This window comes from Aliarcobacter skirrowii CCUG 10374 (assembly GCF_003544835.1).
In the GTDB taxonomy this organism is placed as follows: domain Bacteria; phylum Campylobacterota; class Campylobacteria; order Campylobacterales; family Arcobacteraceae; genus Aliarcobacter; species Aliarcobacter skirrowii.
The window spans coordinates 1666766-1681507 of record NZ_CP032099.1 but is presented as its reverse complement, the minus strand read 5'-3'; the positions used below and the strand labels follow the sequence as shown (position 1 = coordinate 1681507).

Genomic DNA, 14742 nt, shown 5'->3' with positions numbered 1-14742 from the left:
TTTTCACATATTAAAATTAGAAGCCGATTAATTGGGCTTTATAAAATATAAAAAGTTAAAACAAATCATATTTTTTTGCCTTTTTTACACACTAAAATATAATTTTTGTTCAAAAGTATAATAAATATTTGTTTACTTCATAAAATTTGTGTACAATCAAATTTGATTTTTAATTTTTGAACTAGGAAAAAAGATGTCAGCTGAAATAGTCTTATCTTCTGTAGTTTTTGTTGTAATAGGTTTGATACTAGCAGGTGTTTTTGTACTTACAAAATTCATAGGACCTAACAATAAAAACTCAGTTATAAAAAACAATGTTTATGAAAGTGGTGTTACAAATCCTATAGGAACAGCAAATGTAAGATTTTCTATTAAGTTTTATCTTGTAGCAATCTCATTTTTACTGTTTGATGTTGAAGTAATTTTTATGTTTCCTTGGGCTGTAAATGTTGTTGAACTGGGCTATGCGGGATTAGCTAAAATGTTCATCTTTATGGGGTTACTATTTATTGGGTTAATCTATATTTATAAGAAAAAGGCTTTATCATGGGATTAGGAGTTGAGTCAAGTTTAGGTGATAATATACTTACAACAAAACTAGATGCTGCAGTTAATTGGGGAAGATCTTATTCGCTTTGGCCAATGGCATTTGGAACTGCTTGTTGTGGTATTGAGTTTATGGCAGTAGCTGCTGCTAGATATGATGTTTCAAGATTTGGTGCTGAGGTTGTAAGATTCTCTCCAAGACAAGCAGATTTACTTATTGTTGCTGGAACAATCTCTTATAAACAAGCTCCAATTTTGAAAAAAATTTATGAGCAGATGTGTGAACCAAAATGGGTTATATCTATGGGTGCATGTGCTTGTAGTGGTGGTTTTTATGATAACTATGCAACTGTTCAAGGAATTGATCAAATAATTCCTGTTGATGAGTATATAGCTGGTTGTCCTCCAAGACCTGAAGCTGTACTTGATGCAATTATGAGAATTCAAGAGAAAGCTAAAAACGAATCAGTTTTAAAAGATAGAGTTAAAGAGTATAAAGGATTTTTAGATGCTTAAGTGTGATTTATTAGTTGATTCAAAAGATTTAAGATCTACTCTTTTAAATTTAAAAAATAACCAAGATTTTACTATTCTTTTAGATATGACTGCAGTTGATTATCTAAAATTTCCTGACTCTACACCTTCTAGATTTGCAGTTGTTTATGTTTTAAGAAGCAGTGATTTTAAAAAAGAGACAACTGTAAAGGCTTTTGTAAGTGATGATACTTTGAGTGTTGAATCTGTTCATGATCTATTTGCTTCTGCAAACTGGGCTGAAAGAGAGGCTTATGATCAATATGGTATTAAATTTTTAAATCATCCAAATTTAAAAAGAGTTTTAAATCATAAAGAGTTTGTAGGGCATCCTTTAAGAAAAGATTACAAAATTACAGATGGACAAATAAGCAAAGAGACTGATGATTTAATGGATGAGATGACTCCTTTGTTAAAATCAAAAGGGTACTCTGATCAAGAGATTGAAGATTTAATGCTTTTAAATGTTGGACCATCACACCCAGCAAGCCATGGAACTATTAGAAACTTTTTAGCAATGGAAGGCGAAACTATAACAGCTTGCGTTACTGAGATTGGATATTTACATAGAGGTTTTGAAAAAGCTTGTGAGCATCATACATATTCTCAAGTAATACCTTATACAGATAGATTAAACTACTGTAGTGCTATATTAAATAATATTGGTTGGGCAAAAGCAGTTGAAGAGATGTTAGATATTGAGATTACTCCACGAGCAAAGATGATTAGAGTGATTATTGGTGAGTTAAGTAGAATAATTGACCATATTGTTTGTAATGCTGCAAATATGGTTGACCTTGGTGGATTAACAAGCCTTTGGTATCTATTCTCAGCAAGAGATAAAGCATATGATCTATTATCAAAACTTACAGGTGCTAGACTTACAAATACTTACACAAGAATTGGTGGATTAGAGTTTGATCTATATGATGGTTTTGCAGCTGATTTAGAAGATGTTTTAAAAGCTACAGAGAGTGGTGTTGATGATGTATTGTCACTAATCGCACACAATAGAATATATCATGATAGAACTCAAGATGTTGGAGTTATTAAAGCTGATTTTGCTTTAGCAAATGGAATTAGTGGACCAAATTTAAGAGCAACTGGTGTTGCACACGATTTAAGAAAAGATAAGCCATATTATGGATATGAAAACTTTGATTTTGATGTAGTTGTTGGAAGTCATGGAGATGTTTATGACAGAATGATGTGTAGATTTGAAGAGATTACTCAATCAATTAAAATTATTAGACAAGCTATGAAAAATCTTCCAGATGGTGCAATAAATGTATATGCCCCAAATGCTGTTTTACCACTTAAAAAAGATGTTTATGGAAATATTGAAGGTTTAATGAATCAATTTAAGCTTACATTTGAAGGAATTATGGTTCCAAAAGGTGAATACTATAGCTCAACAGAGGCTACAAATGGTGAGTTGGGATTTTTTATTGTAAGTGATGGAAGTGGAAGACCTTATAAAGTAAAATGTAGACCACCATGTTTTTACTCACTTGCAGCTTATTCAAAAATTGTTGAAGGTACAATGCTTGCAGATGCTGTTGTTACAATGGCTAGTTTGAATTTTATTGCTGGGGAGTTTGATAGATAATGAGTAGTTTTAAATATACACCGCAAAATGAAGAAAAATTTCAAGAGTATGTTTCAAGATATCCAAAAATTGACTCTTGTATGTTACCAGCACTTTGGTTAGTTCAAGAGCAAGAAGGTTGGGTAAGTCCTGAAGCTATGGTTTATGTAGCTTCAAGAGTAGGAAAAAGTCCTATGCAAGTATATGAAGTAGCAACTTTTTATACAATGTTTAACTTAAAACCAAAAGGTAAATATCATATTGAACTGTGTAAAACAGTATCTTGTATGTTAATGGGTGCAAGAGAACTTAAAGCTTATATAAAAGAGACTTTAGGGCTTGAACCTGGTCAAACAAGTGCTGATGGACTTTTTACTTTTAGTGAAGTTGAGTGTCAAGGTGCTTGTGGAGATGCTCCAATGATTGCATTAAACAATGTTTATCATGGAAAATTAACAAAAGAGAAGTTAGAGAAAATAATTTGGGAGTGCAAAAATGATAACTAAAATAGTAAGTAAAAATTTTGATATCCCAAATTCACACAAACTTGAAGTTGCCCTTGCAAATGGAAGATACTCTTCTATTGATAAACTTTTTACTATGAAACCTGAAGAAGTTACTGCTGAAGTTACTGCATCAGGGCTTAGAGGAAAAGGTGGAGGAGGAGCTGCTTGTGGACCAAAATGGGAACTTATGCCACCAGTTGATGGAAGACCAAGATATCTAATAGTAAATGGGGATGAGAGTGAACCAGGAACTTTTAAAGATAGACAAATTTTCCAATATGACCCACACCTTTTAATAGAAGGAATTATCTGTACTTGTTGGGCGATTCAAGCAAATCATGCTTATATTTATATAAGAGGTGAGTATAAGTTTTTTATTGATAGATTAAATGAAGCTATTCAAGAGGCTTATAAAGCAAAAATTATTGGTGATAAAATCATGGATAAATATGATTTTAAAGTTGATATTACAGTTCATAGAGGTGGAGGAGCATATATTTGTGGAGAGAAATCTGCACTTATTGAATCACTTGAAGGAAAAAGAGGACATCCAAGACTTAAACCTCACGGAAAAGAGTGTGAGTGGTTTTATGATAATCCAGCAACAGTAAATAATGTTGAAACTATATCATCTGTACCAAATATAGTTGAAAATGGAGCAGAGGGTTATACAAAATATGGTACACCAAAATCTCCAGGAACTATGCTTTTTGCAATATCAGGACCTGTTAAAAACCCAGGTGTTTATGAACTTCAATATGGAAATAAAATGATTGATTTCTTAAATGAAGTTGGTGGTGGGATGCTTGAGGGTAAAAAGTTAAAAGCAGTTATTCCAGGTGGAACATCATGTCCAATACTAACAGCTGAAGAAGTAGAAAAAGCTGTATTAGATTATGAATCAATGTGGGATATAGGTTCAACTTTAGGTACAGGAGGTATGATTGTAATTGATGATAGTGCATGTATGGTTGATGTTGCTAAAAATATTATTGAGTTTTATCATCACGAATCTTGTGGACAATGTACACCTTGTAGAGAGGGTTGTGGTTGGATTGATAAAATTATAAGAGATATATTAGAAGGTTGTGGAACTTCAAATGATCTACAAACTATTTTAGATGTGTGTGAAACAATGAATGGAAAAACAGTTTGTGTTTTTGCACCAGCTGTTAAAGATATTATTGCAAGTATTATTAAAAAGTTTAGAAGCGAATTTGACGCTTATATTAAAAATAATCAAAACTAAGGAGAACAAATGGCAAAAAATACAATGACTTTTACAGATAACAGAACTGGTAAATCTTATGAGTACAATATTATTGATGGTACAAGAGGACCAAGTGTTGTAGATATTTCTACTTTTTATAAAGACTCTGGAATGTTTACATTTGACCCAGGATATACTTCAACAGCGGCTTGTGAGTCAAAAATTACTTTTATTGATGGTGAGAACTCTGAACTAAAATATAGAGGAATTGATATTGCTGATTTAGCTGGTAAACACTCATTCTTAGATGTATCATATCTACTGATGAATGGAAGATTACCAACAAAAGATGAGTCAAAAAATCTTGATTTAGAGATAAGACATAGATCTTTTGTTGATGAGGGAATTATTAGACTATTTGATGCACTTCCAGATGGAGCACACCCAATGGCAACAATGGCATCTGCAACAATGGCTCTATCTGCATTTTATAAAGATCATTTACATTTAGAAGATGAAGATGAGTATAGAACAATGCAAAATAGAATTATGGCAAAAATGCCTACAATTGCAGCAATGGCTTATAGAAACTCAATTGGAACACCACTAATTTATCCAGATATAAATAGATATTTCACAGAAAACTTCTTATATATGCTAAGAGCATATCCAGGTGGGAAAATGAAATATTTAGGAAATGGTAAAAATCAAGAGATTACTCAAATAGAAGTTGATGCACTTGATGCTATTTTAACACTTCATGCAGATCATGAACAAAATGCTTCTACAACAACAGTTAGAAATGTTGGATCAACTGAGGCTCATCCATATGTTGCAATAGCTTCTGGTATTTCAGCACTTTGGGGAGCGGCTCATGGTGGAGCAAATGAAAAGGTTATGGATCAACTAAGAATGATTGGTGATATTAAAAATGTACCTTCATTTATAGCTAAAGCAAAAGATAAAAATGATCCATTTAGACTTATGGGGTTTGGACATAGAGTTTATAAAAACAGAGATCCAAGAGCAGATACTCTAAGAGATTTACAAGGTAAATTAAGAGAGAAATTAAATCTTGATTCAAAACTTATTGATATTGCAACAGCAGTTGAAGAAGCAGCTTTAAGTGATGATTACTTTAAAGAAAGAGGTCTATATCCAAATATTGATTTTTATTCAGGAGTTATATTAACAGCACTTAAAATTCCAGTAGAGATGTTTACACCAATATTTGTTATAGGAAGAACTCCAGGATGGATTGCTCAATGGGCAGAGTTCAAAAGAGATCCAAAACATAAAATTGCTAGACCAAGACAATTATATACAGGTAAATAAATAATAAGGGGATATGAATTTATGGCTGATCAAGTTAGTATAACAATTAATGGAGTTCAATTTCAAGCTACTAAAGGTAGCTTGTTGATTGATAAATTATTGGATGAGAAAATCCATATCCCTCACTTTTGTTATCATCAAGCGTTGGGAAAAGATGGAAATTGTAGAATGTGTATGGTTGAAATAGAGGGTCAAAAAAGACCTCAAATTGCATGTGATACACCAATAAAAGATGGAATGGTTGTAAGAACAAAGGGTTCAAATATTGAAAAAGTTAGACGTGATATATTAGAACTTGAACTTATAAATCATCCAATTGACTGTCCTACATGTGACCAAGCAGGAGAGTGTAAACTTCAAGATTACTATATGGAATCTGGATTTTATGCTTCAAGAGTAAATCTTGATTATAAAAATAACGCAGACAAAAGAGTTGATTTGGGTTCAAATGTAATGCTAGATCAAGAGAGATGTGTTTTATGTCTTAGATGTGTGAGATTTTGTAAAGATATTACAAAAACAGGTGAGTTAGGTGTAATTAGTAGAACTGATCACTCTGTAATTGGAACTTTCCCTGGAAAGCCACTTAATAATCCTTATGCTATGAATGTTGTTGATTTATGTCCAGTTGGAGCATTAACAAGCAAGGATTTTAGATTTAAACAAAGAGTTTGGTTTTTACAAAGTTTTGAGGCTATTTGTAATGGTTGTTCGAAAGGGTGTAATATAAATGTAGATCATAGAAAAGAGAAATATAAAGATGATATGATTTATAGATTTAGACCTAGAGTAAATAAGGCAGTAAATGGTTGGTTTATGTGTGATGAGGGAAGATTGTCTTATCATAATGAATCAAATAATAGATTCGAAACAGCTTTAATAAATAATAGTGAATCAAACATTTCAAATACTATTGCAAATATCTTCAAAGAGTTATCTACTTCAAAAGATATTTTAATGCTTTTAAGTCCAAATCTATCTTACGAAGAGATGGCAAATTGTAAAAAATTGTGTGAAAAATTGAATATAAAATTAAGTGCTTACTCTCCAAACACTTATGATGAGAGTTTTGCTGATGATTATTTAAGAAAAGCAGATAAAAGTGCAAATAGAGCCTCATTTAAAGAGTTAAATATAGATGAAACTAAAGAGTATTTTGAATCAGCTTTAAATAGCTCAAAAACTATATTTATTATAGAAAATAGTTATTTTGAAAATAATTTAGAGGCATTAAAAGATAAAAAAGTAATATCTTTATTCTCTCATAACTGTTTAACAATAGCAAAATCAAATATAGCTTTAGGTGTTGCATCTTTTTATGAAAAAAGCGGTACATATATAAATTGTGATGGAATTAGACAAAAAGTTGTTTCAAAAATAGATAGAAATAAGCCTATGAAAACTATAACTACAATTATAGAAGATATTAAATATATGATTGAGAAGGGAACTATATGAGTAATACAATTATTATTCTAGTAAATATTATCTTAGCCGTAGTTCTTGCAGTTGGACTTACTCCTGTTTGGGTTTGGTGGGAGAGAAGAATTGCTGGATTTATACAAGATAGAAGTGGTCCAAATAGATGTAATATTGGACCTATGAGATTAGGTGGACTAATTCAAGCTTTAGCAGATATGTTAAAGCTTGTTTTTAAAGAGGATTTTACTCCAGCTCATGTAAGACATAAATTCTTTTTTACAGTTGCTCCTGTTGTTGTTTTTATGGCTTCTTTTCTTACATTTGCGGTTATTCCTTATGCTGATGTTTTAGTTATTGATGGAGAAGCTCATACAATGCAAGCAATTCCAACAGAGCTTGGAATTATGTGGTTTTTAGCATTTGCAGGGCTTAGTGTTTATGGAATTATTCTTGGTGGTTACTCATCTGGAAATAAATATGGACTTTTAGGTTCTATTAGAGCTTCAGCACAAGTTATATCTTATGAAGCTGCAATGGGATTAGCTTTGATCTCTATAATTATCTCTTATGGTTCAATTCATCTAACTGATATGGTAAATGCACAAACTGGAACTTATCTTGGAGTTATTCCAATGTGGGGAATTTTTATTCAACCACTTGCTGCAATTATTTTTATTGTTTGTTCATTCGCTGAAACAAATAGAGCTCCATTTGACTTAGCAGAAGGTGAAAGTGAGATTGTTGCTGGATATCATACTGAGTATAGTGGTATGAAATTTGGACTTTTTCAAGTTGGTGAATATGCTGCTATGAGTGCTTCAAGTGCACTAATAGTAACTTTACTTTTTGGTGGATATCAAATCCCTTGGATGGATACAGCTTCTATAAAAGAGAATATTGATTATGTGATTATGGCACTAGTTATTCTTCTTCCTATTAAAGTATTTATATTTACAAGATGGATGAAGAAAAATAATAAAGCTGTAGGAAATGATAGAAGTAGAGAAAAAGAGACAAAAATTTTAACTTTTGTTTTCTGGACATTATGTTTAGGAGTTGTGGCACTTTTAGTTTCATTTTTAACAACAGGTCTTGGAGAAAATGGAGTTAATATTGCAACAGCAGTTATTCAAGTTGGAGTATTTTTAACAAAATTCTTCTTAATGGCATTTGTTTATATTTGGGTTAGATGGACACTATTAAGAGTTAGATATGATCAACTTCAAATGTTAGGATGGAAAGTTTTAATTCCATTAGCACTTTTAAATATAGTAATAACAGCAACATTTGTTGTGGTAATAGGAAATTAAGATGGCAGTAAAAGTAGTACCAAGATATGGAAAATCGTTAAAAGATAAGTTATTTCTTCCAGCAATTGCTGGAGGAATGAAGACAACTTTCAAGCACTTCTATAAAAATTTAAAAGATCTTGATAACTTAAATACTTTACAGTATCCAGAGGTTCAGCCAAGTGATATTACTGAAAGATATAGAGGGGTTCATAGACTTACAAAACATGATGATGGAACTGAGAAGTGTGTTGCTTGTTTTATGTGTGCAACTGCTTGTCCAGCTGAGTGTATTTTTATAGAGGCTGAAGAGAGATTTGACGGAGTTGATGAAAAAAGACCAAAAGAGTTTAAAATTGACCTTTTAGAGTGTGTTTTCTGTGGATATTGTGTAGAGGCTTGTCCTTGTGATGCAATTAGAATGGATACTGGAATTTTTTCATTTACAGCTTCTACAAGAGAAGAGTTTGTACTAGATAAAAAAGCTCTTATGAAAAATGAGAGATCAAAGGATTTTGAATAATGGCTGATATAATTTTTATTGCTTTAGCATTTTTTGCAATTACAGGTGCAATTGCTATGCTTGTATATAAAAGCCCAATGTATAGTGCATTAGGTCTTCTAATTACAATGTTAAGTATTGCTGGGATGTTCGCACTTTTAAATGCAACACTACTTTTTATGGTTCAAATAATAGTTTATGCAGGAGCTATTATGGCACTACTATTATTTATTTTGATGTTCTTAAATATTAAAGATGAAGATCTTCCACAAGAACCAGCAAAATATAAATTAATAGCTTTGGGTGTAGCTTTAATGATTCCATTAAATATCTTAGTTTTAAAAGCTGTTTCAAATCTTCCATCAAAGGATTTGTATCCAATAGAAAATAGTGATTTTGGAGATATAAAACCTGTTGGAATGATACTTTATAATGAGTGGATTATAGCATTTGAATTAATCTCAATTCTTCTACTAATTGCTCTTGTAGGTTCTGTTGTTCTTGCTAAAAAAAGAGATACAAAACTAATTTCAAAGGGGGATGAATAAGATGATGACACTAAATTCATTCGCATTTATATCAATGATACTTTTTTCAATTGGTGCAATTGGAGTAATATCAAGAAGAAATATATTTGTTGTTTATATGTCAATTGAACTTATGTTAAATGCAATTACACTGTTTTTAGTAACTTTTGCAAGATACTACTTTGATATAGATCCACAAATTATAACTATTATGGTTATATCAATTGCTGCTGCTGAAGCTGCAATATTCTTATCTGTAATTATTCTTCTATTTAGAGCTAAAAGATCACTTGATACAGATATCTTTACATCTTTATCTCAAGGAGAAAAAAGATGAGTACAAATTTACTAATATGGATAATCTTAGCACCACTTATTGGTGCAATATTAAATGGTGGTTTATACTTTTATAGTATTAAAAAACAAAAAGTTTCTGAACTCTATTTTGCAGCTATAGGAACAGTTACACCATTTATAGCATTTATTATTACACTTTGCCTATTTTTAAATATGGTAAGTGAAAATATAGTTTATAATCAATACCTATTTACTTGGTTAAATATTGGTTATTTAAACATTGACATGGCACTTTTAGGTGATAATCTATCAATTTTTATGTCAATGTTTGTTACATTTGTTGGTTGGTTAATTCATATTTACGCAGTTGGTTATATGAGAGGTGATGAAGGGTTTGGTAAATTCTTTGCTTACTTTAATCTATTCTTAGCATCTATGTTAATTCTAGTTCTTGCTGATAACCCAATTATTTTATTTATTGGTTGGGAAGGTGTTGGAGTTTGTTCATATCTTTTAATTAAGTTCTATTATGGAAGTAAAGAGAATGTTGAAGCTGCAAATAAAGCATTTATAGTTAATAGAGTAGGTGATTTTGGATTTTTACTAGGAGTTGCAGCACTATTTTTTGCATTAGGAGAAGTTGATTTATCTTTCTCTTCAATTGAAGAAAATTTAACAAATGTTTCAAATGGTTGGTTAATAGTAATTGGTATATTACTATTTGTTGGAGCAATGGGTAAATCAGCTCAAATTCCACTATATACATGGCTTCCAGATGCCATGGCAGGTCCAACTCCAATTTCAGCACTAATTCACGCTGCTACAATGGTTACAGCTGGGGTTTATATGGTTGCAAGATTTCACTTTTTATATAGTGGAATTGAAGAGATTGGAATTTTTATTGCATATATTGGAGCATTTTCAGCTCTTCTTGCTGCAGTTATTGCAACAAGACAAACAGATATTAAAAAGATACTTGCTTACTCAACAATGAGTCAATTAGGTTATATGTTTATAGCTGTTGGTTTAGGTTTCTATGCAAGTGGACTTTTCCATGTATTTACACACGCATTCTTTAAAGCAATGTTATTTATGGGAGCTGGAGGAGTTATTATTGCACTTCACCATGAGCAAAATATATTTAATATTGCAAAACATAGAGCAAAATTACCAATTATATCTGCAACATTTTTAATTGGTGTTATTGCAATATCAGGTATTCCTCCATTTTCTGGATTTTTCTCAAAAGATACAATTCTAGCAGCAGCATTCCAAGAAGGACAATATCTAATTTATGGTTTAGCACTATTTACTGCATTTTTAACAGCATTTTATATGTTTAGACTCTATTTTATTGTATTTGTTGCACCAAATAAAAGCGGTCATAAAGATTATGTATATACAAGTAGAACAATAACTTTCCCTCTTGTAGTTTTAGCAATTGGAGCAGTTGGAGCAGGTTTTTTAAACTTCCCAGCAGTATTTGGTGGAACTCATTTAGTTGATACTTGGTTAAGCTCTCTTAACTCAAAAGCAATTACTTTATCTCATAGTACAGAGTATATATTAATGGCACTTTCAGTAATAGTTGCTGCAAGTGGTATATTTATTGCTTATAAGAAATATGCAAATTATGATTTAGATAAACCAGAGTTAGAGACAGGATTTATTGGAAGAAAACTTTATGTTGATGAGTTATATGATTTACTATTTGTAAAATCTACAAAAGCTCTATCAAGATTTATTGATAAAGTTGTTGACGATAAGATTATTGATGCCTTTATTATGAAGTCTTCAACAAACTTTGTTGAGATTGGTAAAAAAGTTGCATTAATTCAAAATGCAAATGTACGATTCTATGCAGCATTTATGCTAATTGGAATGGCTTGTATATTTGTTTATTTATATATTTCATTAGGGTTATAATATGAGTGCAGATATTCTTTCATTTATTATATTTTTACCAGCTGTTGTAGCAATTGGATTAATGATTACTACAAAAGATGTAAATACAATTAGAAATATAGCATTTTTAACAACAACTGTTATTTTAGCACTTGTATTAAAAATCTATATAGAGTTTGAGCCAAGTGCTGGTATGCAGTTTGTTACAAATGTATCTTGGATAGAAACTTATGGTATTAATTACTATATTGGATTAGATGGTTTCTCTTTAACAATTCTTATGATGATTGCAATTTTAATTCCAACATCATATCTTCTTTTATGGGAAGGTAAAACTAAAGGTTATTGGATAAATATGCTTTTAGTTCAAACAGGAGTTACAGGAGCTTTATTATCACTTGATTTAATACTATTTTATTTCTTCTGGGAAATTATGCTTCTACCAGTATTTTTAATGATTGGTCAATATGGATTTGGAGATAAAGTATTTACAACAATTAAAGTAACAGTTTATACAATGGCTGGATCACTTTTAATGCTTGTAGGTATTTTATATCTTGGAGTTGCTTACTTTAATGAGTTTGGAGTTTGGTCATTTGCTTATGATAATTTAATGATGGTAACAGAGCTTGATAGATCAACTAGAGTTTGGTTATTTTTGGCATTCCTAGCAGCATTTGCTATTAAAGTTCCACTTTTTCCACTACACACTTGGATTATGGAGACATATAAAAATGCTCCAACAGGTGCTGTTTTTTTACTATCATCAATAATGGCAAAACTAGGAGTTTATGCAATTGTTAGATTCTTAATTCCAATTTTCCCAGATATTTATGTTGAATATGCTACTTGGTTTGTAATTCTTGGTCTATTTGGTTTAGTATATTTTGGAGTTGCAGCTCTTATGCAAGACGATATTAAAAGAATGTTTGCATACTCTTCAGCTTCTCACTTAAGTTTTATTGCTGCTGGTATATTTTCACTAAATAGTTATGGTATTAATGGAGCACTATATTTAGTAATTGCTCACGCAATTGCAACTGGAGCACTATTTTTACTTGTTGGTTTAATGCAAGAGCAAACTGGATTTAAAACAATTAAAGATTTAGGTGGAATTGCAAAAAAAGCACCAATATTTACATTTATTTTTGCAATTATGCTTTTTGCAAATGTTGGATTACCTGGAACAAATGGATTTGTATCTGAACTTTTAATTATTTTTGGAGTATTTAATTTTAATCCTTATTTAGGAGCAGTTGCAGCACTATCTGTAATTATTGGAGCTTCATATATGTTGTGGATGTTTCAAAGAGCAATATTGCAAGATAGACCTGAAGGTTCAGCAGAACTTAAAATGAGAGATTTAAAAATAAAAGAGATTGTTGGATTAATTCCATGGGTTATTTTAGTGTTTATAATGGGTGTTTATCCAGAGATTTTTATTGATAAATTTGAACCAACAGTTACTCACTATTTACAAGATATTTTACAAATTGGAGCAACAAAATGATGAGTGAATTTATATATTTAATGCCAACTTTGTTGGTATTGTTTGGAGCTATTACACTACTTTTTATGAGTATGTATGATAACATTACTATAAAGAGCCATATATTTGTATCATCACTTTTTTTAGTTGTTGCTTTGGTATTTACACTTTTTAATGTAAATACACTATATTCAGTTCAACCATATGAAGGATTTTTGAATAATGTATTAACATTTGATACTTTTTCAAACTTCTTTAATATTCTTCTAATTTTAGGAACACTTCTTACAATTTTAATTGGTGAACACTATATTCAAAATAGAAAATATTTTAAAGGTGAGTTTTTTAGTATTTTATTATTTGCTCTATTTGGAATGATGGTTTTAGCACAAGCAAATGAACTAATAACTGCATTTATTGCATTAGAAATTGCATCATTTAGTGTTTATATTATGGTTGGATACAATAGAGATGACTCTAAAAGAGTTGAAGCAATTTTTAAATATTTAGTTTTAGGTGCTTTTATTGGAGCATTCTATCTTCTTGGAACTGTATTAGTTTATGGAGCAGTTGTAAGTACAAATTTAGCTGATATATACAGTTATGTTATAAATCCAAATAGTCAAACTTTACCATTAGTTTATATAGGATTAACACTAATTTTATTTACATTTTTATTTAAAATTGCTGCATTTCCATTCCAATCATGGGTACTTGATATCTATAGAGGTGCTCCAATAGTTATTACAGCATATATGGCATCAACATTTAAAATTGCAATTTTCTCATTCTTTTTAAGAATAATGTTAGAGTATATATCTCCAATAGTTGATTTTTGGGATGGAATATTACAAGTAATTATTATATTGACTTTAGTTTTTGGAACATGGTTAGCAATCACTCAACAAATAGTAAAAAGAATGTTAGCAGCTTCATCAATTGTTCATACAGGATATTTACTACTAGCATTTTTAGCATTAACATATGCCGATGATAGAATTATAAATATTGATGCTGCTTATTCAATAATGTTTTATCTAATTGCTTATTTATTATCAGCTCTTGGAACTTTTGGTTTAGCATCTCATATAATTTCTGATACAAATACAAAAGTTACTTATGATGATTTTAAAGGTTTAGCAAAACAAAGACCATTTTTAGCAGCAATGATGACAATATTTCTTTTATCACTTGCTGGAATTCCAGGAACTATTGGTTTTATAGGAAAAATTTATGTATTTACTGAAACAATTAAAGCTGGATATATTGCTATTGCTGTTTTAGCAATAGTTGCAACAATTATATCTATGTACTACTACTTAAGATTAATTGCAGTTATGTATTTTTATCCTGCAAATAGTGAGTGCAAAGGTGAAGAGTTTGATGATAGTAGAGTTTCAACTTATGCAACACTTTTTGTAGCTATTTTAACGCTGATTGGAGGAATTGGATCTGCTATTGTATTCTTTATACCTGTATTAAATATTGATACATTAATTAATTTTGCACAAGTAGCAGTACAATCTCTTTTTTTAAAATAGAGTATAATTTTTACACACTTATTAAATAAACATTTAGCCTTTAATAGGCTA

At 30.5% G+C, this 14742-nt stretch carries 14 protein-coding genes; all 14 read left to right on the top strand.

What is annotated here, in order from left to right; all coding sequences use genetic code 11:
* The first annotated feature begins 193 nt into the window (after positions 1-193).
* The 14 genes from ASKIR_RS08780 to ASKIR_RS08715 are packed head-to-tail and all read left to right on the top strand — an operon-like array spanning position 194 to position 14691.
* On the top strand, positions 194-556 hold the full coding sequence (locus ASKIR_RS08780; protein ID WP_066160072.1) for an NADH-quinone oxidoreductase subunit A: 363 nt from the start codon (positions 194-196) through the stop codon (positions 554-556).
* Positions 547-1062 carry an NADH-quinone oxidoreductase subunit B gene (locus ASKIR_RS08775; protein WP_066160075.1) on the top strand — a complete coding sequence of 172 codons (516 nt, stop codon included), beginning with the start codon at positions 547-549 and terminating at the stop codon, positions 1060-1062. Before ASKIR_RS08780 ends, ASKIR_RS08775 begins: the two co-directional genes overlap by 10 nt.
* Entirely contained in the window at positions 1055-2689 is a 1635-nt protein-coding gene (locus ASKIR_RS08770) for an NADH-quinone oxidoreductase subunit D (RefSeq protein WP_066350342.1), read from the top strand. Before ASKIR_RS08775 ends, ASKIR_RS08770 begins: the two co-directional genes overlap by 8 nt.
* Positions 2689-3174 (top strand): NADH-quinone oxidoreductase subunit NuoE family protein, encoded by a 486-nt coding sequence (locus ASKIR_RS08765; protein ID WP_066350341.1) that lies wholly within the window; start codon positions 2689-2691, stop codon positions 3172-3174. Before ASKIR_RS08770 ends, ASKIR_RS08765 begins: the two co-directional genes overlap by 1 nt.
* Positions 3164-4423: an NADH-quinone oxidoreductase subunit NuoF gene (gene nuoF, locus ASKIR_RS08760; protein WP_066160083.1), complete on the top strand. Its 1260-nt coding sequence runs from the start codon at positions 3164-3166 to the stop codon at positions 4421-4423. Before ASKIR_RS08765 ends, nuoF begins: the two co-directional genes overlap by 11 nt.
* A gap of 9 nt (positions 4424-4432) precedes the next feature.
* Positions 4433-5719 (top strand): citrate synthase, encoded by a 1287-nt coding sequence (locus ASKIR_RS08755; protein ID WP_066350339.1) that lies wholly within the window; start codon positions 4433-4435, stop codon positions 5717-5719.
* Between the two features lie 21 nt (positions 5720-5740).
* On the top strand, positions 5741-7177 hold the full coding sequence (locus ASKIR_RS08750; protein WP_066160089.1) for an NADH-quinone oxidoreductase subunit G: 1437 nt from the start codon (positions 5741-5743) through the stop codon (positions 7175-7177).
* Complete coding sequence (locus ASKIR_RS08745) at positions 7174-8451, top strand: complex I subunit 1/NuoH family protein (RefSeq protein WP_066350337.1); 1278 nt, start codon at positions 7174-7176, stop codon at positions 8449-8451. Before ASKIR_RS08750 ends, ASKIR_RS08745 begins: the two co-directional genes overlap by 4 nt.
* 1 nt (position 8452) lies before the next feature.
* The gene (locus ASKIR_RS08740) at positions 8453-8953 is read left to right on the top strand and encodes a NuoI/complex I 23 kDa subunit family protein (RefSeq protein ID WP_066160094.1); all 501 of its coding nucleotides are present in this window, start codon (positions 8453-8455) and stop codon (positions 8951-8953) included.
* Complete coding sequence (locus ASKIR_RS08735) at positions 8953-9480, top strand: NADH-quinone oxidoreductase subunit J family protein (RefSeq protein ID WP_066160097.1); 528 nt, start codon at positions 8953-8955, stop codon at positions 9478-9480. The genes ASKIR_RS08740 and ASKIR_RS08735 overlap by 1 nt, the downstream gene beginning before the upstream one ends.
* Position 9481: 1 nt before the next feature.
* Complete coding sequence (gene nuoK / locus ASKIR_RS08730; RefSeq protein ID WP_066160100.1) at positions 9482-9796, top strand: NADH-quinone oxidoreductase subunit NuoK; 315 nt, start codon at positions 9482-9484, stop codon at positions 9794-9796.
* Positions 9793-11682, top strand: a complete 1890-nt coding sequence (gene nuoL, locus ASKIR_RS08725) for an NADH-quinone oxidoreductase subunit L (protein WP_066350335.1) — start codon at positions 9793-9795, stop codon at positions 11680-11682. Before nuoK ends, nuoL begins: the two co-directional genes overlap by 4 nt.
* 1 nt (position 11683) lies before the next feature.
* On the top strand, positions 11684-13171 hold the full coding sequence (locus tag ASKIR_RS08720; protein ID WP_066350333.1) for a complex I subunit 4 family protein: 1488 nt from the start codon (positions 11684-11686) through the stop codon (positions 13169-13171).
* The gene (locus ASKIR_RS08715; protein WP_066160199.1) at positions 13171-14691 is read left to right on the top strand and encodes an NADH-quinone oxidoreductase subunit N; all 1521 of its coding nucleotides are present in this window, start codon (positions 13171-13173) and stop codon (positions 14689-14691) included. Before ASKIR_RS08720 ends, ASKIR_RS08715 begins: the two co-directional genes overlap by 1 nt.
* Positions 14692-14742: the final 51 nt, after the last annotated feature.